23 protein-coding genes and 1 tRNA gene are annotated in these 24,113 nt (G+C 74.0%); 19 read left to right on the top strand and 5 right to left on the bottom strand.

What is annotated here, in order from left to right; translation table 11 throughout:
• Positions 1 to 23: 23 nt before the first annotated feature.
• The 11 genes from BLS70_RS12505 to BLS70_RS12455 all read left to right on the top strand — a co-directional run bounded on the left by BLS70_RS12505 (position 24) and on the right by BLS70_RS12455 (position 12,454).
• Positions 24 to 1,376 (top strand): 3-oxoacyl-ACP reductase, encoded by a 1,353-nt coding sequence (locus BLS70_RS12505; RefSeq protein WP_091768104.1) that lies wholly within the window; start codon positions 24 to 26, stop codon positions 1,374 to 1,376.
• A complete protein-coding gene (locus BLS70_RS12500; RefSeq protein WP_091768101.1) occupies positions 1,376 to 2,242 on the top strand; it encodes a MaoC family dehydratase in 867 nt (288 codons plus the stop codon). The genes BLS70_RS12505 and BLS70_RS12500 overlap by 1 nt, the downstream gene beginning before the upstream one ends.
• On the top strand, positions 2,242 to 3,456 hold the full coding sequence (locus BLS70_RS12495) for an acyl-CoA dehydrogenase family protein (RefSeq protein ID WP_218122393.1): 1,215 nt from the start codon (positions 2,242 to 2,244) through the stop codon (positions 3,454 to 3,456). Before BLS70_RS12500 ends, BLS70_RS12495 begins: the two co-directional genes overlap by 1 nt.
• A 382-nt stretch (positions 3,457 to 3,838) precedes the next feature.
• Positions 3,839 to 5,476, top strand: coding sequence for a fibronectin type III domain-containing protein (locus BLS70_RS12490; RefSeq protein ID WP_091768098.1), 1,638 nt, complete (start codon positions 3,839 to 3,841; stop codon positions 5,474 to 5,476).
• A gap of 172 nt (positions 5,477 to 5,648) precedes the next feature.
• A complete protein-coding gene (locus BLS70_RS12485; RefSeq protein ID WP_091768096.1) occupies positions 5,649 to 6,509 on the top strand; it encodes a class E sortase in 861 nt (286 codons plus the stop codon).
• Between the two features lie 14 nt (positions 6,510 to 6,523).
• The gene (locus tag BLS70_RS20810) at positions 6,524 to 6,679 is read left to right on the top strand and encodes a hypothetical protein (protein WP_091768094.1); all 156 of its coding nucleotides are present in this window, start codon (positions 6,524 to 6,526) and stop codon (positions 6,677 to 6,679) included.
• A gap of 215 nt (positions 6,680 to 6,894) precedes the next feature.
• Positions 6,895 to 8,418 carry an ABC transporter substrate-binding protein gene (locus BLS70_RS12475; protein WP_091768091.1) on the top strand — a complete coding sequence of 508 codons (1,524 nt, stop codon included), beginning with the start codon at positions 6,895 to 6,897 and terminating at the stop codon, positions 8,416 to 8,418.
• A complete protein-coding gene (locus BLS70_RS12470) occupies positions 8,415 to 9,356 on the top strand; it encodes an ABC transporter permease (RefSeq protein WP_091768516.1) in 942 nt (313 codons plus the stop codon). The genes BLS70_RS12475 and BLS70_RS12470 overlap by 4 nt, the downstream gene beginning before the upstream one ends.
• A gap of 22 nt (positions 9,357 to 9,378) precedes the next feature.
• Complete coding sequence (locus BLS70_RS12465; protein ID WP_091768088.1) at positions 9,379 to 10,335, top strand: ABC transporter permease; 957 nt, start codon at positions 9,379 to 9,381, stop codon at positions 10,333 to 10,335.
• Entirely contained in the window at positions 10,332 to 11,426 is a 1,095-nt protein-coding gene (locus BLS70_RS12460) for an ABC transporter ATP-binding protein (protein WP_091768085.1), read from the top strand. The genes BLS70_RS12465 and BLS70_RS12460 overlap by 4 nt, the downstream gene beginning before the upstream one ends.
• Positions 11,423 to 12,454 carry an ABC transporter ATP-binding protein gene (locus BLS70_RS12455; RefSeq protein ID WP_091768082.1) on the top strand — a complete coding sequence of 344 codons (1,032 nt, stop codon included), beginning with the start codon at positions 11,423 to 11,425 and terminating at the stop codon, positions 12,452 to 12,454. The genes BLS70_RS12460 and BLS70_RS12455 overlap by 4 nt, the downstream gene beginning before the upstream one ends.
• 47 nt (positions 12,455 to 12,501) lie before the next feature.
• Here BLS70_RS12455 and BLS70_RS12450 read toward each other — a convergent pair whose 3' ends face one another.
• A complete protein-coding gene (locus tag BLS70_RS12450; RefSeq protein ID WP_255362433.1) occupies positions 12,502 to 13,725 on the bottom strand; it encodes an MFS transporter in 1,224 nt (407 codons plus the stop codon).
• 142 nt (positions 13,726 to 13,867) lie between these two features.
• Here BLS70_RS12450 and BLS70_RS12445 point away from each other — a divergent pair, with 142 nt between their 5' ends.
• From BLS70_RS12445 to BLS70_RS12435, 4 genes are all read left to right on the top strand, one after another.
• Positions 13,868 to 16,516: a putative bifunctional diguanylate cyclase/phosphodiesterase gene (locus BLS70_RS12445; RefSeq protein WP_176946386.1), complete on the top strand. Its 2,649-nt coding sequence runs from the start codon at positions 13,868 to 13,870 to the stop codon at positions 16,514 to 16,516.
• Between the two features lie 10 nt (positions 16,517 to 16,526).
• On the top strand, positions 16,527 to 16,679 hold the full coding sequence (locus tag BLS70_RS20805) for a hypothetical protein (RefSeq protein WP_176946385.1): 153 nt from the start codon (positions 16,527 to 16,529) through the stop codon (positions 16,677 to 16,679).
• The gene (locus BLS70_RS12440; RefSeq protein ID WP_091768074.1) at positions 16,676 to 17,884 is read left to right on the top strand and encodes an MFS transporter; all 1,209 of its coding nucleotides are present in this window, start codon (positions 16,676 to 16,678) and stop codon (positions 17,882 to 17,884) included. The genes BLS70_RS20805 and BLS70_RS12440 overlap by 4 nt, the downstream gene beginning before the upstream one ends.
• A gap of 37 nt (positions 17,885 to 17,921) precedes the next feature.
• A tRNA-Ser gene (locus BLS70_RS12435) sits at positions 17,922 to 18,008 on the top strand.
• A gap of 27 nt (positions 18,009 to 18,035) precedes the next feature.
• Here BLS70_RS12435 and BLS70_RS12430 read toward each other — a convergent pair.
• Positions 18,036 to 18,833 (bottom strand): endonuclease/exonuclease/phosphatase family protein, encoded by a 798-nt coding sequence (locus BLS70_RS12430; RefSeq protein WP_255362432.1) that lies wholly within the window; start codon positions 18,831 to 18,833, stop codon positions 18,036 to 18,038.
• 386 nt (positions 18,834 to 19,219) lie between these two features.
• On the opposite strand from BLS70_RS12430, the gene BLS70_RS12425 reads away from it, so the two are divergent.
• On the top strand, positions 19,220 to 20,047 hold the full coding sequence (locus BLS70_RS12425; protein WP_091768513.1) for a hypothetical protein: 828 nt from the start codon (positions 19,220 to 19,222) through the stop codon (positions 20,045 to 20,047).
• Positions 20,048 to 20,081: 34 nt separating this feature from the next.
• On the opposite strand, the gene BLS70_RS12420 is transcribed toward BLS70_RS12425, so the two are convergent.
• Both BLS70_RS12420 and BLS70_RS12415 read right to left on the bottom strand, forming a co-directional pair.
• Positions 20,082 to 20,345, bottom strand: coding sequence for an STAS domain-containing protein (locus BLS70_RS12420; RefSeq protein ID WP_369406236.1), 264 nt, complete (start codon positions 20,343 to 20,345; stop codon positions 20,082 to 20,084).
• On the bottom strand, positions 20,345 to 20,695 hold the full coding sequence (locus BLS70_RS12415; RefSeq protein ID WP_091768069.1) for an STAS domain-containing protein: 351 nt from the start codon (positions 20,693 to 20,695) through the stop codon (positions 20,345 to 20,347). Before BLS70_RS12415 ends, BLS70_RS12420 begins: the two co-directional genes overlap by 1 nt.
• A gap of 137 nt (positions 20,696 to 20,832) precedes the next feature.
• On the opposite strand from BLS70_RS12415, the gene BLS70_RS12410 reads away from it, so the two are divergent.
• The 3 genes from BLS70_RS12410 to BLS70_RS12400 are packed head-to-tail and all read left to right on the top strand — an operon-like array spanning position 20,833 to position 23,560.
• On the top strand, positions 20,833 to 21,546 hold the full coding sequence (locus BLS70_RS12410; protein WP_304457108.1) for a response regulator: 714 nt from the start codon (positions 20,833 to 20,835) through the stop codon (positions 21,544 to 21,546).
• Positions 21,543 to 22,916, top strand: coding sequence for a sensor histidine kinase (locus tag BLS70_RS12405; RefSeq protein ID WP_091768065.1), 1,374 nt, complete (start codon positions 21,543 to 21,545; stop codon positions 22,914 to 22,916). Before BLS70_RS12410 ends, BLS70_RS12405 begins: the two co-directional genes overlap by 4 nt.
• Complete coding sequence (locus BLS70_RS12400; protein WP_176946384.1) at positions 22,913 to 23,560, top strand: GerMN domain-containing protein; 648 nt, start codon at positions 22,913 to 22,915, stop codon at positions 23,558 to 23,560. The genes BLS70_RS12405 and BLS70_RS12400 overlap by 4 nt, the downstream gene beginning before the upstream one ends.
• On the opposite strand, the gene BLS70_RS12395 is transcribed toward BLS70_RS12400, so the two are convergent.
• Entirely contained in the window at positions 23,476 to 24,057 is a 582-nt protein-coding gene (locus tag BLS70_RS12395; RefSeq protein WP_091768059.1) for a hypothetical protein, read from the bottom strand. The two genes, BLS70_RS12400 and BLS70_RS12395, sit on opposite strands and share 85 nt — an antisense overlap.
• Between the last annotated feature and the right edge of the window lie 56 nt (positions 24,058 to 24,113).

Raw genomic sequence — 24,113 nt, 5'->3', positions numbered from 1 at the left:
ATCTCGGAAGGAAGACACCTCCAGTGGCTGACTGGTACACCAACTTCGCCAACTCCGGCGTCGGCACCACCCTCACCAAGCAGCTCGGCCTGCCCCGTCCCGGCGTGCTGCGCCGCTACGAGCCCGGCGGCCCGCTGCTGGACGGCCCCGCGGTCGTCGGCTCCGCCGGCCAGGGGCGGCTGCGCGACACCGTCACCGCCGTCCTCCGGGACGCCGGGGTGACCGTGCTGTCGCCGGTCGTCGCGGACGGGGACGCCGCCGGCGAGAAGCTGGGCGCGGTCGTCCTCGATGCCACCGGGGTGTCCGGCCCGGCCGACCTCGCCGCGGCGCACGACTTCCTCGCCCCGGCGATCAAGCGGCTGCGCTCGAACGGCCGGGTCGTGATCCTGACCGACCCGCCCGCCGAGGCCGAGTCCCCGGCACAGGCCGCCGCCCGCCAGGCCGTCGACGGGCTCACCCGCTCGATCGGCAAGGAGCTGCGCGACGGCTCGACGGCCAACGCCATCTACGTGCCCGAGGGTGCCGAGGCCGGCGTGGCCGGACCGCTGGCGTTCTTCCTCTCCGGCCGCTCCGCCTACGTCGACGGGCAGGGCGTCACGCTGTCGGCCGCCGACGTGCCCGCCGGACAGGACGCCGAGAAGCCGCTGGCCGGCAAGGTCGCTGTCGTCACGGGTGCCGCCCGCGGCATCGGCGCCTCGATCGCGGACGTCATGGCCCGCGACGGCGCACACGTGGTGGCCGTCGACATCCCGGCCGCCGGCGACAGCCTGGCCGCGGTGGCCAATCGCATCGGCGGGACGGCGCTGCAGCTCGACATCACCGCGCCGGACGCCGCGCAGCGCCTGGTCGAGCACCTGCGCGAGCGCCACGGCGGCGTGGACGTCATCGTGCACAACGCCGGGATCACCCGCGACAAGCTGCTGGTCAACATGGACGCCGCCCGCTGGAACTCGGTCATGGCCGTGAATCTCCAGGCGCAGCTGGACATCACCCAGGCGCTGCTCGACGGCGACGTGCTCAACCCGGGCGCGCGCGTCGTCTGCGTCTCCTCGCAGTCGGGCATCGCCGGCAACCGCGGGCAGACCAACTACGCGGCGTCCAAGGCCGGCGTCATCGGCATGGTGCGCGCGTGGGCCCCGGCCTTCGCCGAGCGCGGCGCGACGATCAACGCGGTCGCCCCGGGCTTCATCGTCACCGAGATGACGGCGAAGATGCCCTTCGGCACCCGCGAGGTCGGTGCCCGCCTCAACTCGCTGCAGCAGGGCGGGCTGCCGGTCGACGTCGCCGAGACGATCGCGTGGCTGTCGCAGCCGACCAGCGCCGGCGTCAACGGCCAGACCGTGCGGGTGTGCGGCCAGTCGCTGCTGGGCGCCTGATGGCCACCACCGTGCTGGACGCCGCCCCGAGCCTGGCGTCGCTGTACGCGAAGGCCGCACTCACCTCCCGCGGGCGGGGCGGCGAGCTGCCGGACACCCGCCTGGCCCGGCACGGAGTGACCGTCGACCGCGACCACCTGGCCGACTACGCGCGGGTCTGCCGCATGCCGCTCGCCGACGTGCTGCCCGCGACCTACCCGCACATGCTCGCCTTCCCGCTGCAGATGGCACTGATGACCGACCGCGCCTTCCCGCTGGCGACGGTGGGCCTGGTGCACGTGCGCAACCGCATCGAGGTGTTCCGCGGCGTCCGCGCCGACGAGGCGCTCGACCTGGAGGTCTGGGCGGAGCGGTTCGCGGCGCACCGCAGCGGCGCGACGGTCGACCTCTGCGCGAGCGCCGCGGTCGGTGGGCAGGCTGTGTGGCGGTCCCGCTCGACGTACCTGTCGCGCGGGGCGAAGGCGCCGGACGGCGCACCGGAGGCCGACGTCGACGTCGCCGTCGGCTCCCTGGAGCGCACGGCCGCGACCTGGCGGGTGCCCGACGACGCCGGACGCCGCTATGCCAAGGTCTCCGGTGACGTGAACCCGATCCACCTGTCGGGCCTGACGGCCAAGGCGCTGGGCTTCAAGCGGGCAATCGCCCACGGCATGTGGGTGAAGGCCCGGGTGCTGGGCGCGCTGGCCGGCCGGCTGCCGGAGGCGCTCGAGGTCGACGTCGCCTTCCGCAAGCCGCTGTTCCTGCCCTCGACCGTCGCGCTCTCCACCGCGGAGGTCACCGGGGGCTGGGACGTCGCCGTCCGGAGCGCGACCAGCGGTACCGAGCACCTGATCGGTTCGATCCGCACCCTCAAGGAGAAGCACTGATGGCCGTCTCGTTCGAGCTCACCGAGGACCAGATCGAGCTGCAGAAGTGGGTGCACCAGTTCGCCGAGGACGTCGTGCGCCCCGCGGCGCACGAGTACGACGAGCGCGAGGAGACCCCCTGGGAGGTCATCCAGGAGGCCGCGAAGATCGGGCTCTACTCCATCGACTTCTTCGCCACGCAGTCCTTCGAGGAGTCCGGCCTCGGCATCCCGATCGCCATGGAGGAGCTCTTCTGGGGTGACGCCGGGATCGGGCTGGCGATCGTCGGCACGAGCCTGGCCGCGGCCTCGGTGAGCGCGAACGGCACCCCGGAGCAGGTCGGCCAGTGGGTGCCGGCCATGTTCGGCACGGAGTCGGAGCCCAAGCTCGCGGCCTTCTGCTCCTCCGAGCCCGACGCCGGGTCCGACGTCGGTGCCATGCGCACCCGGGCGGTGTACGACGAGAAGACCGACGAGTGGGTGCTCAACGGCACCAAGACGTGGGCCACCAACGGCGGCATCGCCGACATCCACGTGGTCACCGCCGTCGTCGACCCCGAGCTCAGGGCCCGCGGGCACGCCAGCTTCGTCGTCCCGCCGGGGACCAAGGGCCTGTACCAGGGGCAGAAGTTCCTCAAGCACGGCATCCGCGCCTCGCACACGGCCGAGGTCGTCCTCGAGGACTGTCGCATCCCCGCCGACTGCTTGCTCGGCGGCCGGGAGAAGCTCGACGAGCGGCTCGCCCGCGCCCGCGAGGGGGCTCGCACCGGCCGGACGCAGCCGTCGATGGCGACCTTCGAGCGAACCCGTCCCGCCGTCGGCGCGCAGGCCATCGGCGTCGCTCGCGCCGCCTACGACTACGCGCTGGAGTACGCCAAGCAGCGCGAGCAGTTCGGCCGGGCGATCATCGAGAACCAGTCGATCGCCTTCATGCTCGCCGACATGAAGACCTCGATCGACGCCGCGCGGCTGCTGGTGTGGCGGGCCGCGTGGATGGCCCGCAACGGCCAGCAGTTCACCGCCGCCGAGGGCTCGATGTCGAAGCTCGTCGCCGGCGAGACGGCGGTCCGGGTCACCGAGCAGGCGATGCAGATCCTCGGGGGCAACGGCTACACGCGCGACTACCCCGTCGAGCGGATGGCGCGCGACGCCAAGATCTACACGATCTTCGAGGGCACCTCGGAGATCCAGCGGCTGGTCATCGCCCGCACCATCTCGGGCGTCCACATCCGCTGACCTCGCGCTTCCTCGACCACGCCGTGTGGTCGCCGTCCACGCCGCACATCGCGGGGCGGTGACCGCACGGCGTGGTTCGTCCCGGGGGTCGCCGGGTTCGGGCCCCGGGCGTTCCAGCAACGGTTGTCCACAACAACCAAGGGCTCGTCTCGTCGCTTCTCGACTGCATTGCCCGGTGTGCTGACCTGCAGTTTCACCGCGAGGTAACGATCGGATCACGGGCCGCACCACTGGTGGAGGCGTGCGTGGCGGCACGGGTTCGGCCGGTTCCTGCGTGGTCTGGTTCGCCGTCCGGGTCGCCGGGCGACCGCCCCGGCGATCCGGGACCCATCAGGGAGCGAACGTGCACCTCACGTCCTCACCCCGTCGTGCACTCGGCCTCGTGGCCGTGGGTGCGATCGGCATGTCCACCGCCGTGCTCGGCGTCACCGGCACGGCCTCGGCCGCCACGACGTCGTTCACGTTCACCACCGCGGCCAGCGGCAGCCAGACCTACAAGGACCTGAAGCAGCTGGAGATCGAAGCCGCTTCCGGCAGCACGTGCACCGTCGACTGGGTGCTGGTCGGCGGGGCCGGCGGAGCAGGCGCGGACGCGAGCTCGTCGATCTCAGGTGCACCGGGTGGCCGCTACGCGGTCACGACGGAGGTCCACGCCGGCGACGTGTACGACCTCTTCCCCGGGAAGAGGGGTGGCGCCGCGACGTTCGGCCAGATCGGTAGCGGGGGCGCGAACGGCTCCTCATGGGGCTACGACGGCGTCGACGGCGGCTACGACGGTTCCGTCTACGGCGGTGGCGGCGGCGGCGCCTCGCTCGTGGGCCGGCACGGCGACACCGCGCTCCTCGGGGCGTTCGGTGGGAACGGCGGCGGCAACACCGGCAACAACGGCGCTGGTGGGCTCGACGGTGAGAGCCTCTCGAAGTGGGCCGGCACCAAGATGGTCGAGGGCCCTGACGACAACACCGGCGCGGGCTCCATCAGCGGCACCGTGACCTGCACGACGGCGCCTGCGGCTCCCGCCCCCGAGGTGGACCGACCCGGCACCCCGACGGTCAACTGGATCAGCGCCGGCAACAAGTCCGCGATGATGCAGATCTGGGCGGGCTACGTGCCCCAGACCTCGTCCACGCCGGTGTACGAGTACAGCCTGGACGGTGGCGCGTGGAAGAAGCTCGCCACCAGCAGTGGTTTCCAGATCGAGCCGACGATCACCGGTCTGGTCAACGGCAAGACCTACTCCGTGCGCGTGCGCGTGACGGTCGACGGCGTCAGCAGCGACGCCACCGCGGGGCAGTCCGTGACCCCTTACCAGCCGATCGGCGCGCCCGGCGACGTCGCGGTGACCTTCGGTGCAGCCTCGACGACGATCACGTGGACCGCTCCGGCGCCCGTGGCCGGCGTGCCTGCAGTGGACGGGTACGACGTCGGCTTCTCGGGCGGTGAGTACGGCGACAACCTGTGCACGACCGCCGCGACGGTGCTCACCTGCACCGTCACGGACACCGATTGGTTCCCCGGCAGCACGTACACGTTCTCCGTCACCGCTCTGGACGCCGCCGGTAACCGGGGCGAGTCCGGTCGTGTCGAGGCAGTCGCGCCCTTCCCCGCGACGGTCCCGACCTCCGACGGCCCGCTCACGAACGCCGGCTCCTCGACCTCGCTGGACCCGGGGCAGAGCATCACCATCTCGGGCACCGGCTACATGCCCTTCTCCACGGTCACCGTGGTCGTCTACTCCTCCCCGACCGTGCTGGGCACCGCCGAGGCCGACGAGAACGGCGCCTTCACCTTCACCGGCACGTTGCCGGAGGGCCTGGCCGCCGGCTCGCACACCCTGGTCGCAGCCGGAGTCGACGCCGACGGCAACCCGTACCACCTGACGCAGGCGATCACCGTCGCCGGTGGCACCGGCCTGCCCAACACCGGTGCCAGCGTCACGCTGCCGGCCCTGGGTGGCCTCACGGCCCTCGCCATGGGCGGCGGGCTGCTGTTCGCGGCGCGTCGCCGCACGACTGCCTGATCCGCACAGCACACCCGGGAGCCCGGGCCACTCCGCGAGGAGTGGTCCGGGCTCCTGTGCGTGCGACACCCGGCTCGGGCGGGAAAAGCGGGCGTCCGGGCGGCCCTCGCCTAGCATTCGGAGGCCGGTCGGATCGTGGTCGGACGCAGTGGCGGACGACCGGGGGAGTGGCATGGCGGACCCGGACGTGGACGAGCTCGGCGATCGGACCCTCCGCTGGGAGCGCGTGCCCGACCTCCCGCCCCTCGCGAGAGGAGACCGCGACGAGGAGCAGGCCGTCGTCCCGCCCGGTCGGGGGTTCTGGCGCACCGTCGCCCTCGGTGCCGGCGAGCTCCTGGTCACCGCCGGCGTGGTGCTGCTGCTGTTCGTCGTCTACGAGGTCTACGTGACCGATCTGCTGACCGCGCAGCGGCAGGACGAGCTGTCCGAGGAGCTGCGCGAGGAGTGGGAGTCCGCGCCCGCGCCCTCCCCGGGTGAGGGGCGCGGTTCGATCACCCGGGTCGAGCTCGGTGACGCGTTCGCCGTCCTCCGCATCCCGCGGCTCGGCGAGGACTACACCCGGGTCGTCCTGGAGGGCACCGAGGAGAAGCAGCTCTCCCAGGGGCCGGGCCACTACGTGGACTCCGCGATGCCCGGGGAGGACGGCAACCTCGCGCTGGCCGGCCACCGGGTCGGCAAGGGCTCGCCGTTCCTGGAGCTGGACGCGATGCAGCCGGGCGACCCGATCGTCGTGGAGACCGCGGACAGCTGGTTCGTCTACCGGGTGCTGGGTGATAAGGCCACCGGCGACGTCGACGCCGACCCCAGCGGCATCCCCGGGATGCACGTCGTCAGCCCGTCCGCGGTGGAGGTCGTCGCACCGACCCCGAACGCCGCCGGCGCAGCGCCGAGCGGCGCCTACCTGACGCTCACCACCTGCCATCCCCGCTACTCCGCACGGCAGCGGCTGATTGTCCACGCCCGCCTCGACGGCGGCGCGCTGAGCAAGGCGGAGTACCCGGACGGCCCCGACGCCCTGTACGAGAACCGCTGAGCCGGGAGACCCACATGTACGGCTGGATCTGGCGCCACCTCCCCGGCGGCACCGCGAGCAGGACGGTGCTCTCGCTGGTCCTCGTCGCTGCGGTGGTCGCGCTGCTGCTGTTCGTCGTCTTCCCGTGGGTCGAGCCGCGACTGCCGTTCAACGACGTCACCGTCGACTGATCCCCGCTTTTCCGCGGAGAAGCGTCCTGCTTTTCCGCGGAAAAGCAGGACGCTTCTGTGCGGGGAGGGGGGCGCGGCTCCTGGACGAAGCACGGCGGAAGGGTTGTTGCGAGATGGCAACGATCGCCGCGCGCGGCGACTTCGGGTGGCCGACCTGCGCGGACGGGTGAAGGGTCGAGGGCGGACGACGAACCTCGACCCACTCGGAGGCCCCCGTGCGCGCCACCCGCCCCCTCGCCCTCGCCGCCGCCGGTGCGCTCGCGCTGACCGCCTGCGGGGGCGGTGACTCCGTGGACACCGGCGGGGGAGGCGGAGGCGGTGACAACACCCTGGTCGCCGCCGTCAGCGCCCAGCCCGACCAGTTCGACCCGCACGTCACCACCGCGTACGCGAGCTTCCAGGTGCTGGAGAACGTCTACGACACCCTCGTCGTGCCGGATCCCGAGGACCTCACGATGCAGCCGAGCCTGGCCACGGAGTGGCAGACCAGCGACGACGGCCTGGAGTGGCGGTTCACCCTGCGCGACGGCGTCACCTTCCACGACGGCAGCGAGTTCGACTCCGCCGACGTCGTCTACTCCTACAACCGGATCATCGACGAGGAGCTGAGCAACTCCTTCCGCTTCCAGAACGTCGAGTCCGTGGAGGCCGACGGCGCGGACACCGTCGTCCTCACCCTGTCCCAGCCGACGCCGAACCTGCTCGAGCGGATCGGGTCGTTCAAGGGGATGGCGATCCTCCCGGAGAACGCCGCCGAGGACCTCGACCTCACCACCGAGGCCAACGGCACCGGCCCCTTCCAGCTGGAGAGCTCGGACGCCAGCAGCACCGTGCTCACCGCCTACGAGGACTACTGGGACGGGGCGCCCAGCGTCGACGGCGTCGAGTTCCAGTACATCACCGAGCCGGCCGCCGCCCTCACCGCGCTGCAGAACGGCGAGGTGCAGTGGACCGACAACGTGCCGCCGCAGCAGATCGAGTCGCTCGGCGGCGACGACGACGTGGAGCTGGAGACGACGCCCAGCGTCGACTACTGGTACATGTCCATGAACTACGGGCGCCCGCCGTTCGACAACCGCGACGTGCGGCGCGCCATCTCCTTCGCCCTCGACCGCGAGGAGATCGCGGAGGCGGCGTGGTTCGGCGCGGCCCAGCCCAACCAGACCGCGATCCCCGAGGACAGCTTCTTCCACCTCGACTACTCGCCGTTCGAGCGCGATCCGGAGCAGGCGCGGCAGCTGCTCCAGCAGGCGGGTGTCACGACGCCGCTGACGATGGGCCTCATGGTCACCGACGAGTACCCGGAGACGGTCACCGCCGCCCAGGTGATCGCCAGCCAGCTCGACGAGGTCGGCATCGACGTGCAGATCGAGCAGCTGGACTTCGCCACCTGGCTCGACCGCCAGGGCGCCGGCGACTACGACGCCTTCTACCTCGGGTGGCTGGGCAACCTGGACCCGGCGGCGTACTACCAGGAGCAGCACCAGACCGACGGGCCGAACAACTACCAGGGCTACAGCAACCCGCAGGTCGACCAGCTGCTGCAGCAGGGGGCCACGGAGACCGACGACGAGGCCCGCAAGGAGATCTACGACCAGGCCGCGAAGATCATCGTCGACGACGTCTCCTACCTGTACCTCTACAACCCCGACGTCGTGCAGGCCTGGGCTCCGGGGCTGTCCGGCTACCAGATCCGGGCGGACAAGGCGATCAACTTCGAGAACGTGGAGCTGCCCTGACCGGGTACCTCCTCCGCCGCACCGGACAGTCGGTGGTGGTGCTGGCGGGGGTCAGCGTCATCGTGTTCGCCCTGGTCCACCTGGTCCCGGGCGATCCGGTGCGGCTCGCCCTGGGCACGCGGTTCAACCAGGACGCCTACGACACACTGCGTGAGCGGTCCGGCCTGGACCTGCCGCTGGTGCAGCAGTTCTTCACCTGGCTGGGATCGGCGGTCACCGGCGACCTGGGGGTGAGCTTCCGCAGCGGCGACACGGTCACCTCGCTGATCGCCGAGCGGCTGCCCGCCACGCTCACGCTGGCCCTCGCCTCGATCCTGGTGGCGCTGCTGATCGCGATCCCGCTGGGCACGATCTCGGCGCTGCGGCCGCGGTCGATCATCGACCGGTTCGCCACGGTCATCAGCCAGTTCGGCATCTCGGTGCCCGACTTCTGGATGGCGATCGTGCTGATCCTGGTCTTCGCCGGGACGCTGGGCTGGCTGCCCTCGGGCGGCTACGTCGCGCTCAGCGAGGACCCGCTCGGCTGGCTGCAGCGGCTGGTCATGCCGGCGGTGGTCACCGGCACGGTGTCGGGCGCGGTGATCACCCGGTTCGTCCGGTCCAGCGTCCTGGAGGCCATCGGCGCCGACCACGTGCGTACGGCGCAGGCGAAGGGGCTGCCTGCCCGGCAGGTGTTCACCTGGCACGTGCTGCGCAACGCCCTGCTCCCGCTGGTCACCGTCACCGGCGTGCAGCTGGCCTACCTGCTGTCCGGTGTGGTCGTCGTGGAGATCGTCTTCTCCTGGCCGGGCCTGGGACAGCTGGCGCTGCAGTCGGTGCAGGCCCGCGACTACCCGGTCCTGCAGGGCGCGATCCTGCTGTTCGCGGTGGTCTTCCTGGTCATCAACCTCGTCGTCGACCTGCTCTACACCGCCATCGACCCACGGATCCGGCGATGACACAGAGCCGAGGCCTGCTCCCATGACCGGGGCTCCGGTCCCGCCACCGGACGCGCCGGTCGCGGGCCAGGGCGACGCCAAGGGCACCTCCCCGGGGCCGACGGCGCTGCGCCCGGCCCGGCCGCGGTGGCGGGAGACGCTCGGCCTGCTCGCCCGCAACCCGACCGCCGCCGTCGCCAGCCTGGTGCTCGTCGGGATCGTCCTGATGGCGATCTTCGACGAGACGCTGGCGCCGCAGGGCCCGAGCGAGGTCTCGGTCCAGGACCGGCTGCAGTCGCCGAGCTGGGCCCATCCCTTCGGCACCGACGACCTGGGCCGGGACATCCTCAGCCGGGTGATCCTCGGCGCCGGCGTCTCGCTGCGGGTCGGCTTCCTGGCCGTGGGGATCGCGCTGGTCATCGGCACCCTCATCGGCCTGCTCGCCGGGTTCTACGGGCGGTGGGTCGACGACGTCCTCATGCGCGTGATGGACATGCTCTTCGCCTTCCCCGCGGTGCTGCTGGCGATCGCCGTGCTGGCCGTGCGCGGCCCCGGGTCGGGCAACACCGCGCTGGCCATCGGCATCGTCTACATCCCGATCTTCGCCCGCGTGACACGGGCCAGCGTGCTCGGCGTCCGCGAGGAGGTCTACGTGCGCGCCTCCCGCTCGGTGGGGGCGTCGGACTTCCGGCTGCTCACCCGGCACGTGCTGCCGAACGCCGCGCCGCCGATCATCGTGCAGACCTCGATCAGCCTGGCCTTCGCGGTGCTCGCCGAGGCGGCGCTGTCCTTCCTCGGCCTGGGCACCCAGCCGCCCAACCCCTCGTGGGGGCTCATGCTCGCGGAGGGCCGCGGCTTCATCGACATCGCCTGGTGGCTGGCCTTCTTCCCGGGGATGGCGATCTTCCTGACCGTGCTGTGCTTCAACCTGCTCGGCGACGGGCTGCGCGACGTGCTGGACCCCCGGCAGCGCACGCTGATGGCCGGAGGCGGCAGGTGAGCGCGCCGGTGCTCGAGGTCGAGGACCTGCGGGTGCGGCTGCGCACCCCGCGCGGCCCGGCCGACGTCGTCAACGGGCTGTCCTACAGCGTCGGCGCGGGCGAGACCGTCGCCGTCGTCGGGGAGTCGGGCAGCGGCAAGAGCGTGTCGGTGCTCGCGCTGCTGGGCCTGCTGCCGCAGGGGGTGGCGACGGTGACCGGGCGGGCCCTGCTGCAGGGCGAGGACCTGCTGACCATGCAGCCCGAGCGGCTGCGGCAGGTGCGCGGCCCGGGCGCCGGCATGGTGTTCCAGGACCCGATGACCTCGCTCAACCCGGTGCTCACCATCGGCCGCCAGCTGGTCGAGGGCATCCGCGCGCACACCGACCTGGACAAGGCCGCCGCCCGCCGCCGGGCCGCGGACCTGCTCGGCGAGGTGGGCCTGCCCGATCCGGCCGGCACGCTGGACCGCTATCCCCACGAGCTCTCCGGCGGCATGCGGCAGCGGGTGATCATCGCGATCGCGCTGTCCAACTCGCCGGCCCTGCTCATCGCCGACGAGGCGACGACGGCGCTCGACGTCACCGTGCAGGCGCAGATCATCGACCTGGTCGAGGGACTGCAGGCCGAGCGCGGCATGGGCGTCGTCTGGATCACCCACGACCTCGGGGTCGTCGCGGGCATCGCCGACCGGGTGCTGGTCATGTACGGCGGCCGGTGCGTGGAGGACGGCACGGTCGACGACGTCCTGGAGAACCCGTCCCACCCGTACACGCGGGGGCTCCTGGGCGCCCTGCCCGACCTGGCGCAGCCCGCCGTCGACGGCGTCGTCCCCGATCTGGCCACGGTGCCCGGGGTGCCGCCGGCGCCCACCGACCTGCCGAAGGGCTGCGTGTTCTGGCCGCGCTGCCCGGTGCGGGGCGACGCGCGGTGCGAGACCGAGCAGCCGCCCCTGGCGATCATCGGCTCGTCGGACGTGGCCCTGCCGCACCGCGCCGCCACCTGGTGCACGGAGAGCCCTGCCCGCGCGGGCAGCACCGCCGTCTCCGGGACTTTCGGTACAGGAAGTCCGGGGACTTCCGGTATCGAAAGTCCCCGCGGGAGGCTCCGGTGAGCGGCGAGGTGCTGGTGTCCGCCCGCGGCGTGGAGGTGCACTTCCCCACCGGTGGGCGCGGCTTCCGCACGGCGCAGGCTGGGGTGCTGCGGGCCGTCGACGGCGTGGACCTCGACATCTACCGGGGCGAGACGCTGGGCCTGGTGGGGGAGTCCGGCTGCGGGAAGTCGACGCTGGGCAACGCGCTGCTGCGGCTCGTGCCGACGACCGGCGGTTCCATCGCCTTCGACGGCACCGACATCACCGGGCTGCAGGGCCGCCGGATCAAGGAGTTGCGCCGACGCGCGGGCATGGTCTTCCAGGACCCGTTCGCCTCGCTGGACCCCCGTCGCACGGTCGCCCAGACGGTGAGCGAGCCGTTGGAGGTGCACGGGCTGCGCAAGGGCCGCGACAAGGCCGCCCGCGTCGCCGAGCTGCTCGAGCTCGTCGGCCTGGACGCGAACGTCGCCGGCCGCTACCCGCACGAGTTCTCCGGCGGCCAGCGGCAGCGCGTCGGCATCGCCCGCGCGCTGGCCGGCGAGCCCGACTTCCTCGTGTGCGACGAGGCGATCGCCTCCCTGGACGTGAGCGTGCAGGCGCAGGTGCTCAACCTGCTGCGCCGGCTGCAGCGGCAGCTGGGGCTCACGCTGCTGTTCATCTCCCACGACCTGTCGGCGGTGCGCCACATCTCGGACCGGATCGCGGTCATGTACCTCGGGCGCGTGGTGGAGATCGGGCCGGCCGAGGCGGTCGGCACCGATCCGCAGATGCCCTACACGCAGGCGCTGCTCTCGGCGGTACCGCTGCCGCACCCGAAGCTCGAGCGGGAGCGCAAGCGGGTCGTGCTCACCGGCGACGTCCCCTCGCCGGCCGCCGTCCCCAGCGGCTGCCGGTTCCGCACCCGCTGCCCGTACGCGTTCGAGCCCTGCGACGACGTCGACCCCGCGCTGCAGCCGGTCGGCGCGCCCGGTCAGCAGGCGGCGTGCCACCTGCACGGCGTCGTCGGCACCCCGGCGACGACCCCGGACGGCGTCACCGCCACCCCCTGATCCGCTTTTCCGCGGAAAAGCAGGCTGCTTCTCCGCGGAAAAGCAGGTCAGGAGTCGGGGCTCACCAGGCGGGGGCGGGCGGCGGCCAGGCCCACCACCAGCTGGAGGACGACGGCGGCGAGCATGAGCCCCAGCCCCGGCCCCCACGCCCCGGTGGCGTCGTGCAGCAGCCCCACGCCCAGCGGCCCGGTCGCGGCCAGCAGGTAGCCCACGCTCTGCGCGGTCGCCGAGAGTCGGCCGGTCTGGGCGACGTCGCGACTGCGGGCGACGATCAGCATCATTGACAGCGGGAACGCGATGCCGCTGCCGATCCCGTAGAGCGTCGCCCACAGCAGCGGTGCCGCCTCGGGGGCCACGAGCAGCCCGACGATGGCCGCGATGGCCGGCAGGGCGCCCAGCAGCACCCATCCCTGCTGGCCCGGGCGCCGACCGGCCAGCCCCGGGACGACGAGCGCCAGCGGCACGGCCAGCCCGGTGGCGACGGCGAGCAGCCCACCGGCCGCCACGGAGGAGACGCCCGATTCCGCCTCGAGCACGTCGGCCAGCCAGGTGAGCATCGCGTAGAACGACAGCGACTGGAACCCGAAGTAGAGCGTGACGGCCAGCGCCACGCGGTCGCGCAGGATCGCCGTGCGCGCCCCGGACGGCGCGTCGTCGGGGCGGGGGGCGCCCCGTCGGGCCCGGGTCAGCACAACCATCGCCACCAGGGCGGCCAGCACGAGGACGCCCCACAGCAGCAGGCCCGCGCTCGCGCCGCCGGCCGCGGCGGACATCGGCCGGGCCAGGCCCGCGCCGACCGCCGCCGAGCCCGACATGGCCGCGGTGATCAACCCGAGGACGACGGCCGCGCGGGCGCCGTACTCGGCACGGGCGACGGCGGGGAGCAGCACGTTGCCCACCGCGATGCCGCCGCTGAGCAGCACGGTGCCGGCGAACAGCCCCGGGGCGCCGGCCACCCGCAGCAGGACGCCGACGGCGATGAGCGCGACGCCCACCAGGACCGCACCGTGCACGCCGAACCGGGCGGCCAGCGCCGGCGCGAACGGCGACACCAGCCCGAAGCAGACCAGCGGCAGCGCCGTGACGACCGCGAGGGCCCCGGTGGACAGGTCGAGCTCGTCGCCCAGCTGGCCGAGCAACGGGCCGACCGCGGCGAACGGCGCCCGCAGGCACAGCGCCACCAGGACGAGCACCGCGGCCGGGGCGATCACCCACCACCAGCGCGCCGCCCCGCGTTCCGTCCCGGCGTCTCCCGGTGCCCCCTGCGACACGTGCCCCCCGTCCGGCCGCACGGCGCACGGCGAGACGCCCATTGTCGGGCGGCCCCGATCGGGCCGGCGGGCGGGCCCCGGGATGCCTCTGTGGGGGGAGATCCGCTCAAGAAGGCGTTTCCCCGAGCCGACCAGGAATCTCATGCGGTTCCAGTCCCGTGCGGCCCGACGCCGTCGCGGTACGCCCCTGTGGGCGTACCTGACGGCGCTGGTCGTGCTGCCGTTGCTGGGTGTGGTCGCGCTGACCGGCGCCATCGTCCGCATCGCCGTCGACGAGGCGGGCAGCGCCGCACGCTCGGAGGCCGCGATCGGCGCCCTGGCCCGGCTGCACGCCGCCCGCAGCGCCGTCGTCCGCGAGATCGTGCCCACGCTGACGCTGGTCATCGTCGACAACCCGGACAACGCCGCGCTGGTGGGCCCGGACAAGGACCTGCTCCTCGGCTTGCGGGAGGCGGCCCGCGGGCTGCTGCTGGACAGCCGTGCCCTCACCGACCAGGTGCTGGACGAGTTCGAGGCCGGGTCCCTCGCAGCTCCGGCCGTCGCGGCCGCCACGCGCCGGCTCGCCTGGGTGCGCGCCGCCGCGGACGGCAACAACGCGGACGCCATCGCGCTGTACCAGGACTTCATGTCCCTCGCCGAGGACCTGACCGGCGCGCAGCGGCGCGCCGCCCGGGCCGCCGCAGCGGAGCAGGCGCCGGTCGTGACGATGGCAGCCACCCGCGACGTGCAGCTCCTCGCGGAGGTCGCCACGCTGGCCAGCCGGCTGGTGCCCGAGTTCATCGGCGCGCAGCTGCTGGGCGAGTCCAGCGCGGAGCACGCCGACTGGGAGGACAGTTGGTCGGACTACGTGCACGCCACGGAGGACCTGGCCGAGCTGTCGCAGCCCCCTCTCGCGGACCGGTGGCGGGAGATCGCCTCCTCGCCCCAGGTGGTGGCGGTCGACGGCGTCCTGTCGGAGCACGCCGATGGGGCGGCTGCCGCGACGTTGTCCGTGCCGCAGCTGATCGACCTCGTCAACCAGGGCACGGGCCGCGACGCTCTGCTGACCGACCTGCTCGGCAGCGCGGTCCGCGAGGCGCAGACGCTGTCCACGGCCGACCGCGAGACGGCCACGGGACGGCGGAACCTGCTGCTGTCGGTCGCGTTCGGGCTGGTCGTCGTCGCCGTGGCCGGCGCCGTGCTCGTCGGCCGCACCGTCTCCCGTGCTCTCGGGCTGCTCGCCGACCAGGCCGCCCAGATCAGCCAGGGGAGACTGGTCGACATCACCACCTCCGGGCCGCGCGAGGCCCGCACCGTGTCGGCCGCCCTGGCTGCCACGGTGGCGGGGCTGCGCCGCATCCAGGCCCAGGCCGGTGCCATGACCCGCGGCGACCTCACCGCCCCGGTGCTGGCCGAGCCGCTGCCCGGTCCGCTGGGCGAGCTGCTGCACGCCTCGGTGGAGCAGCTGGTGGACTCGGTCCGCGAGCGCGAGGAGCTGCAGACGGCGCTGGCGCACCAGGCCGCCCACGACCCGCTCACCGACCTGCCCAACCGCACCCAGGCCCGTACGCTCACCGTCTCCGCGCTGCACCGCGGCCGGCGCGCGGGCAGCATGACCGGCCTGCTCTTCGTCGACCTGGACGGGTTCAAGGCGGTCAACGACCGGCACGGCCACGCCACCGGTGACACGGTGCTGCGCGTGATCGCCGACCGGCTGCGTGCCGCGCTGCGGCCCGGGGACGTCGTCTGCCGGCTGGGTGGCGACGAGTTCGTCGTCCTCGTCGAGGGCGTCACCGACGAGCGCGACCTCGTGGAGCTGGCCGAGCGGCTGATCGGCACCGTCAGCCGGCCCATCCGCCGGTCGGGCGCCGACCTGCGGGTCGGTGCCAGCGTCGGCATCGCGGTCACGCAGGACGCCGGCGTCGACGCCGACGTGCTGTTCGCCGAGGCCGACGCCGCGGTGTACCGCGCCAAGGAGCGCGGCCGCGGACGGGTCGAGCTGTTCGACGAGGCACTGCGTGCCCAGCTGTCCGCCCACGCCGAGATGGAGACGGCGCTCGCCGCAGGCCTGGCAGGGGGCGAGTTCGAGGTGCACTACCAGCCCGTCCTCGACCTGAACTCCGGCCGGCTCGACGGTTTCGAGGCGCTGGTGCGGTGGAACCGTCCCGGCGTCGGCCTGGTGCCGCCCAACGACTTCATCCCCGTGGCGGAGAGCAGCAAGCTGATCTGCGACCTGGACCGCTGGGTCCTGCACGAGGCGACCCGTCAGGTCGCCGAATGGCGGGCCGCGGATCCGGCGGCGGCGGGGCTCACCGTGGCGGTGAACGTCTCCGGGCGGCATCTCGCCGACCCGCGCGTCGTCCGCGACGTCACCGAGGCGCTACTGGCGTCGGGCCTGCCGCCCGAGCTGCTGATCGTCGAGGTCACCGAGACGGTGCTGGTCAACGAGCCGGCCGCGTACGGGCACCTGGTCGCGCTGCGCGAGCTGGGCGTCGCGGTCGCCATCGACGACTTCGGCACCGGCTACACATCGATCGGCCAGCTCTCCGGGATGCCGGTGGACACGCTGAAGATCGACCGCAGCTTCATCTCCTCGGGCACGTCCGGCCACGCCGAGCTGGTCGCGCTGGTCATCAGCGCCGCGCACACCTTCGGGCTGACCGTGATAGCCGAGGGCGTGGAGGAGGAGTCCCAGCTGCAGTGGCTGCGGGAGCAGCGGTGCGACTTCGCCCAGGGCTACCTGCTGTCCCGGCCGCTGCCGGCGGCCGCCGCCGGGGACGCGTGGCGGGCGGCCCTCGCACCGACGTCCTGAGCCAGAGTGGTTGCGTACGGACGTACGCATCGCCGGTACCGTCGCCCGGGCCCTGGACGGCGTCATGGAGGGCCTGACCATGCACGCGATCCTCACCACCGCCCCGACGACCCCCGAGCAGACCCGAGTCGTGCTCGCCTGCGTCCTGGAGCTCGATCCGTGAGTGCAGTCCTCTCGACCACCCCCACCCGCGAGCTGCGTCGCGCCCGGGCAGCGGTGGCCGTCTGCTTCGCCCTCAACGCGATCTTCTACGCCAACCTCGTGCCGCGCCTGCCCGCGCTCAGGGACGACCTCGGCCTGTCCAACAGCGCCCTGGGCCTGGCGCTGGCCGGGGTGCCGCTGGGTGCGCTGATCCTGGGGCCGGCTGCCGCGGTGCTGGTCCGCCGGTACAGCTCGGGGCTGGTGGCCTCCTACGGCTCGGTCGTCCTGGCCATCGGTGTAGCCGCGGTCGCGGTCGCTCCCAACTGGCCGGCCCTGGCCGCCGTCCTGCTGGTCGTCGGGGGGATGGACGCGATCGTCGACGTCGCCCAGAACGCTCACGGCCTGCGGGTTCAGCGGGGCTACGGCCGGTCGATCCTCAACGCCCTGCACGGACTGTGGAGCCTGGGCGCGGTCGCCGGAGGACTGCTGGGCTCGGCGGCGGCCGGCCTGGACATCCCGCTGGGCCGGCACCTGGGCGCCATGGCGGTCGTGTTCGGTCTGGTGGCGCTGCTCACCGCCCGCTGGATGCTCCCCGGGCGGGACGACGAGGCGATCACCGAGCCGGCGGCGGATCAGCCGACCGGCGGAGGCCGCAGTGCCCGGCGCAGCGCGGTGATCGCGCTGGCCGTGCTCGGCACCCTGGCCGCGTCGGCGGCCTTCGTCGAGGACTCCGCCTCCTCGTGGAGCGCGATCTGGCTGCGGGACGACCTCGCCGCGACCGCGGCGGTCGCCGGGCTGGGATTCGTCGCCTTCCAGGTCGCCATGACCCTGGGCCGGCTGACCGGGGACCGGGTGGTGGACCGGTTCGGTCAGCGCCGGGTCGCCCGGATCGGCGGAGCGGTGGCCGCGGCGGGCTTCGGGCTCATGCTGGCCGTCCCCACCGTCCCCACGACGCTGCTCGGGTACGCCCTGGCGGGGGTGGGCGTGGCCACGCTCGTACCCGCGGTCTACGCCGCGGCCGACGGCCTGCCCGGGCTACGACCGGGAGTCGGGTTGACGGCCGTCAACTGGCTGCTGCGCATCGGGTTCCTCGTGTCGCCACCGCTGGTCGGCCTGTTCGCCGACCTCGCGGAGCTCCGCACCGGCCTGCTGGTCGTCGTGCTGGCGGGCCTGCTGGTCCTCACCCTGGGACGGACGCTCCGCACGACAGTCGCACCGACGTCCTGAGCCCGGTCCGGGGCACCGGCTAGCCTCGGTGCCGCCAGGAGGGCTCGCCTAGTGGCCGATGGCGGCGGTCTTGAAAACCGCTATGGGGTAACACCCATCGTGGGTTCGAATCCCACGCCCTCCGCTGCGAGCCCGCCGTCCCGCACGCCGATCAGCGGGGGTGCACCGTCACGGTGACGAGCCGGTGGTCCCCGAGCGCGAGACGGTGGGCCCCGGGACGCTGCGGATCCAGGCCGGCGGGGCCGAGCACGTGGTCGAGCTGCACGCGCGGCGCCGTCGCCGGGTAGCTCGGTGCGCTCACCAGCCGCGCGGCGCCGAACACCCGTGCCGGCACCGGGCCGACCAGGTTCAGGTCGCCGGCCAGCACGACCGGGCCCGGCAGCCGGGCGCACCAGCGGCGCAGCCGGACGAGCTGGCGCAGCGCGGTGTGCGGGGCGAAGGAGAGGTGGGTGGCGACCACGGTGCAGTGCCCGAGCTCGGCCGCGATCGCCAGCCGCGGCTCGTCGGGGAACCACCACCAGCGGTTCCGCCCCGTCCGCGGGTCGGGTGCCTGCAGCGGCAGTTTTGCCCGGCCGGCGCCCAACGGCAGCACCGACCACCGTCGCACCGGCAGCCGGCTGAGCAACGCGATCCCGTAGTGCGGCCCGGACGGCGCCTGGTCGGGGCCGCGCAGCACCGGCGGCTCGATCGGCGTCCAGCTGCGGAACGGGTCGGGCGTGCCGGCGACGGCGGCGGCGAACCGCCAGTCGCGGGCGCCCAGGCCGGCGGCCACCTCGGCCGGCTGGTCCGCGCCGTGCGAGCGAGGCTGGCCGACGTCGACCTCCTGGACGGCGAGCACGTCGACGTCCACCCCGGCGACGGCGGCGCGCAGTGTCGCGGCGTCGGCCGAGCGGCCACTCCCGTCCCGGCCCGAGGCGAGGTTCCACGTCCCGATCCGCAGCGCCTGCACCGGCCCACGGTAGAGACGGCGCCGACGGGGCGCGCCGATGCGTCGTCCCCGTCGTCCCCGTGACGCATCCGCGCACCCGGTCGCCGGACGCCGGACGCCGCCACGCCGGGCGCGAGATCTCCGACACGCCACGCGCGGGACCCCGATCGGGGTCACCGAGGCCGCAAACAGGCTTTTCACGCTGGTCAGGGGGCAGTTTGTCGACAAGACGCCGCCTCGGAGGACGGGTCACCACACCCTCGGCGGGGCTCCCACAACGATCAGGTGACGGGGCGGTCACATGCGCGTCCCGGACAGCCGATGGAGAACCCGGGGAGCCCTAGCGTCTGCCCTGTCCGCGACACTTCCCCGTCGCGGCGTAGGCGCTGAGGAGTACCCGCGTGACCATGGGCGCGACGCTGGTGTGGCCGGCAGTTGTGGTGCTGGGTTTCTGTGTCTTCACGGCGGTGGTCGTGGTTCTCGCAGCCAGCTCCACCGCGAGGTACGAGTTCGAGCGCAACGGGGCGCGGCAGCCCCAGCGCTCGGTCGCACCCCGCTCGGCGAACCACCCCGCCGGCCGTCGTGCTCCCGGCCGGTCGAACGGGACGGCGGCGGCCCCGGCCCGCGCTGGGCAGGCGAGCAGCGTCGCCGTCCGCCCCGCGCCGGCAGCGGTCGCCGAGGGCGGCCCGACCTGGTGGCTCGTGGGCGAGTCCGCGCAGGTGGTCGCCGGCCCCTTCCCCGACCGGGTCGACGCCGACTGGGCCGCCTTCGCCGACGAGCTCCCCGCCGTCGCGGTCTTCGGCACCCGGCGCACCGACGGCACGGTGAAGCCCAAGCCCTCCCCGGAGGAGCGCGCCTGGCTGGGTGAGCTGGGCCGCCACCTCGACCGGCTGCCGGCCGAGTGGGACGACCTGCTCACCGACACCGACCCGCTGACCACCCTCGTCGTCGAGGTCGCGGCGGCGCTGGTCGAGGCGGGGCTGCCGCTGCACGACGCCGGGGCCGCGCAGTCCGGGGGCGGCGTCTGCCTGGTTCCGGACCAGGACGCCGGCGGGCTGCTGGTCAGCTGGCGCCCGCACGACCGGATGAGCCTGCAGCAGTCGCGGGGCGCCACCGCCGACGAGGCAGTGCAGCGGCTGATGAACGCCGCGATCCTCGACGTGCTGGAGCAGCTGGGCTTCGTGGTGGAGGAAGCCGGCTCGACAGCCTGCGCGCTGGTGACCGCACTGCGTTGACCGGACCGGCCCGCTCCGTGGACGGGCCGTCCGGTCAGACGGGGTCGGCGCTCAGCTGGCGGGTGTGCTGCAGGACCAGCTCACCGCCGTCCTCGGCGAACCGGGTGCGCAGGCGGCGGAGCACGGCCAGACCGTCGTCGTCCGCGGCCTGCACCCCGGCGAGGTCCAGGACGACGCGGCGGTGCCCGCCCTCCCGCAGCGCGCGGGCGGTGCCGCGCAGCAGGTCCGCACCCTGGGCGCTGAGGTGGCCGCTGGCCCGGATGACCCCGATCCGCCGGTCGACCGTCTCCGACAGCATCACGCCACGCCCCGTCCGCGGTCGGTGTCCAGCTGCAGCACCCGCTCGAGCCCGGTGCGGTGCAGGAGGTCGAGGGTGCGCCGGTTGGCGCCCCGCAGGACGACGGAGCCGCCGCGGGCCCGGCAGATGCGGTGCGCCCACAGCAGGCTGGCCACCGCGGTGCTCGACAGGTGCTGCACCCGGGTGAGGTCGACGACCAGCACCCGCGCGCCGGCCAGCAGCGCGTCGTGCAGCAGCCATCGGACGTCGGCCAGCCCGTCGGCGAACAGCGCGTCCTCGAGGTGGATGGTCACCTCGTCCGGGGACACCCCGACCGGGTCGGCGCGACGGGCGGTGGCGGTGGCGGTCATGTGCGGCTCCTTCGACGACGCCGGTGGGCGCATGGGCTCCAGCGTCGCGCGGGGACGTTGCGATTCCCTGGGAGGCTGCTTTGCGATCCCATGACGGATCCCGCCGCCGCGGGGAGGCGTCCCGGGGCGGTGGCAGCATGGCCGACGTGCCCCTGCGTCTGCTCGTCGTCGAGGACGACGACTCGATCCGCACCGCCCTGCGGTGGGCGCTGGAGGACGAGGGGTACGACGTCGCCGAGGCGGTGTCCGGCGAGGATGCCGTGCGCGCGGTCGCCGTGGCCGCGCCCGACCTGATGGTCGTGGACCTGATGCTCGGTTCCATGGACGGCTACGCCGTGATCCGCGAGGTCCGGCGGGCCCACGACCTGCCGATCATCGTGATCAGCGCGCGGGCCGACACCGACGACATCGTGGCGGCGCTGGAGGCCGGCGCCGACGACTACGTGACGAAACCCTTCGAGGTCAAGGAGATCACCGCCCGCCTGCGGGCCCTGCGTCGGCGGGCCGCCAGCGGCGCCGCGGAGCGCAGCCCCGAGGAGGTCGTGCTCGATTCCGACCCGGCGGCTCCACTGGTCCTCAACGAGGCCCGTGGCACCGTGCACCGGGGCGCCACGCAGGTGCCGCTCACCCTCACGGAGTTCCGGCTGCTGTGCGAGCTCGCCGCCTCCCCGGGGCGGGTGTTCAGCCGGCAGGCGCTGCTCGAGCGGGTGTGGGAGCACGGTTTCTTCGGCGACGAGCGGATCGTCGACGTCCACGTGCGGCGGCTGCGCACCAAGGTGGAGACCGATCCGAGCGCGCCGCAGCTGGTGATCACCGTGCGGGGACTGGGCTACCGGCTGGATCCCCGGTGAGGCTGGCGCTCGGGCCGCGCGGGCTCCGGGCGCGCATCGTCCTGGGGTTCGCCGCGGTCACGCTGCTCGTGTCGGTCGTGCTGGTGACCGCGACCTTCCTGCTGGCCCGCAGCTACCTGCTCGACCAGCGCGAGGCCTCACTCACCCGTCAGGCCTTCGCGGACGCCAACGTGCTCAACAGCCGGCTGGCCACCGCGGGCACCGACGTGGGCGACCTGCTGGCCGAACTCGTGCCGTCCGGCGGGTCCGACGTCGTCCTGCGCAGCGGCGACGACTGGTACTCATCCACCCTGGACGTCGGCGCGCGGGACGTCCCCGGGGACCTGCAGGACATCGTCGCCGGCGGTGAGGCCGGCACGGTGCGCATCGACGCCCCCGACGGGCCGGCGCTGGTGGTCGGGGTGCCGCTGAGCTCGGCGGGCGTCGAGTTCTACGGGGTCGGTGGGCTCACCGAGCTGCGGCAGGTGCTGGCGACGCTGTCGGCGGTGCTCGCCGCCTCGGCGGTCGCGGCCACCGCGGCGGGTGCCGGCTTCGGTGTGTGGGCCAGCCGGCGCGCGGTGCAGCCGCTCGAGCAGGTTGCCGGTGCCGCGACGCGGATCGCCGGGGGCGAGCTGGCCACCCGCCTGCCGCCGACCGACGACCCCGACCTGGTCGCCATCGTCGCGGGGTTCAACAGCATGGTCGACGCGCTGGCCGCCCGCATCGAGCGCGACGCCCGCTTCGTCGGCGACGTCAGCCACGAGCTGCGCAGCCCGCTCACCAGCCTCGTCACCAGCGTCGAGGTGCTCGGCGCCCGCCGCGCGGAGCTCTCGCCGCGAGCCGGTCAGGCCCTGACCCTGGTCGAGGGCGAGCTGCGCCGGTTCCGCCGGATGCTCGACGACCTGCTGCAGCTGGCCCGCCTCGACGGCGACGCGACCGCCGGGACGAGCGTGCCGGTGTCCATGACGGCGCTGGCCCGCGAGGTGCTGACGGCCACCGGGCGGCCGGGCGGGCTGCTCGAGGGCGATCCGGACGAGGGGACCGTGGTGCGGGCCGACAAGAACAGCCTCGAGCGGGCGGTGCGCAACCTGCTCGACAACGCCGACCGGCATGCCGGCGGGCCGCGGCGCGTGGCGGTGCAACGGCGGGAGGACGCCGTCGTGCTGGCCGTGGACGACGCCGGTCCGGGGGTGCCGGTGGAGGACCGCGAGCGGATCTTCGAGCGGTTCGCCCGGGGTGCCGGAGCTGCCCGCCGCTCGCTGCCCGGCGCGGGCCTCGGGCTGGCGATCGTGGCCGAGACCGCGGCACGGCACGGCGGTGCGGCGTGGGTCGCCGACGGCCCCGACGGTGGCGCCCGGTTCTGCCTCTCCCTGCCGGCGGAGGGCCCGTGACCGCCCGCCGCGTCGGCCTCTGCGCCGTCCTCGCCGTCCTCGCCGGCTGCAGTGTGCCCACGGGCGGCGAGCCGTCGACCATCGCACCGACGGACGTGCCCTACGGGCTCGCCGAACCCAGCCCGGCGCCCACGTCCACGTCGCCGCCGGAGGCGACGGCCGACGCCTCACGCGTCCACTGGGTCACCGCGGCCGACACCCTGGTGCCGCGGGTGCGCGAGGTGAGCGGCAGGACCCGCCGCGAGCGGCTGGGCTCCCTGCTGGAGCAGCTGGCCGCCGGGCCGACCAGGGACGAGCGCGACGAGCAGCTGTCGACGGCGCTGCCCCCGGAGGTGCGGCTCGGCGTGACGGACCTGGACGGCGGTACCGCGACGATCGATCTGGACGAGCTGGCGGAGGCACCCGCCGGGGTCTCGGGCCGCCGGGCCGTCGCCCAGATCGTGCTGACCGCGACCAGCGTCCCGGGGGTGGAGTCGGTCCTGCTCGAGCTGGCCGGCGAGCCGATCGAGGCGCCGCTGCCCGCGGGCGAGCTGACCGACCGCCCGCTCACCGCGCAGGACTACGCGGCCTCCGCCGTCCCGGCGCCCTCGGTACCGCCGACGGCCGTCATCGTGGACCCGCCGATCCCTGCGCCACCGAGCTGATCCGCGGCGTCGGACGGGACCGCGTCCAGCAGCCACACGTCGAACACGAGGCCGCGCAGGGCGGCGACCTCGTCCAGCCGGCGAGGTAGCCGGGACAGCGGGCCGTCCGCCGTCCGGCAGGTCACGGTGACGGGGCAGACCACCGTGCCACCGGGACGCGGCGGGGTGCGGGTGCCCGGCACGGGCACCACCCGGTCGGCCAGCTCCCCCCAGCCGGCCAGGGATCGCGGCACCGAGGTGAGCAGCGCGAGGTCGCCGAGCCGGCCGGCGTCGTGGCCGGTCACCAGCAGACCGCCGGCGCGCGGCCACGGCACCGGTGGGAGGACGACGCGCACCCGCGCGCCCAGGGCGGTGAGCACCCGGGCCGCGGTGCAGATCTGCAGGCGCTGCCTGCGCCGTGCCCCACCGGGGATCAGGAGGCTCTCGGCGGTGGCGCCGGCGACGACGCCGGCGAGGGAGAGGAGACGGGTGGACCTGGGGACCACGACCTGGGTCACGCCGGCAGCCTCTCCTCCCGGGTGGGCCGGGGACGGCGCGCCCGTCGACCCGTCGG

The organism is Blastococcus aurantiacus (assembly GCF_900102425.1).
In the GTDB taxonomy this organism is placed as follows: Bacteria; Actinomycetota; Actinomycetes; order Mycobacteriales; family Geodermatophilaceae; genus Blastococcus; species Blastococcus aurantiacus.
This window is presented reverse-complemented; position numbering and strand designations above follow the sequence as displayed.

Excerpts from the sequence above, each read along its gene's own strand:
- BLS70_RS12415 (WP_091768069.1), bottom strand. The coding sequence starts at position 20,695 with ATGACCGCCACCGCCACCGCCCGTCGCGCCGACCCGGTCGGGGTGTCC.
- BLS70_RS12485 (WP_091768096.1), top strand. The coding sequence starts at position 5,649 with ATGGCGGACCCGGACGTGGACGAGCTCGGCGATCGGACCCTCCGCTGG.
- BLS70_RS12500 (WP_091768101.1), top strand. The coding sequence starts at position 1,376 with ATGGCCACCACCGTGCTGGACGCCGCCCCGAGCCTGGCGTCGCTGTAC.
- BLS70_RS12445 (WP_176946386.1), top strand. The coding sequence starts at position 13,868 with ATGCGGTTCCAGTCCCGTGCGGCCCGACGCCGTCGCGGTACGCCCCTG.
- BLS70_RS12465 (WP_091768088.1), top strand. The coding sequence starts at position 9,379 with ATGACCGGGGCTCCGGTCCCGCCACCGGACGCGCCGGTCGCGGGCCAG.
- BLS70_RS20810 (WP_091768094.1), top strand. The coding sequence starts at position 6,524 with ATGTACGGCTGGATCTGGCGCCACCTCCCCGGCGGCACCGCGAGCAGG.
- BLS70_RS12425 (WP_091768513.1), top strand. The coding sequence starts at position 19,220 with ATGGGCGCGACGCTGGTGTGGCCGGCAGTTGTGGTGCTGGGTTTCTGT.
- BLS70_RS12410 (WP_304457108.1), top strand. The coding sequence starts at position 20,833 with ATGGCCGACGTGCCCCTGCGTCTGCTCGTCGTCGAGGACGACGACTCG.
- BLS70_RS12420 (WP_369406236.1), bottom strand. The coding sequence starts at position 20,345 with ATGCTGTCGGAGACGGTCGACCGGCGGATCGGGGTCATCCGGGCCAGC.
- BLS70_RS12495 (WP_218122393.1), top strand. The coding sequence starts at position 2,242 with ATGGCCGTCTCGTTCGAGCTCACCGAGGACCAGATCGAGCTGCAGAAG.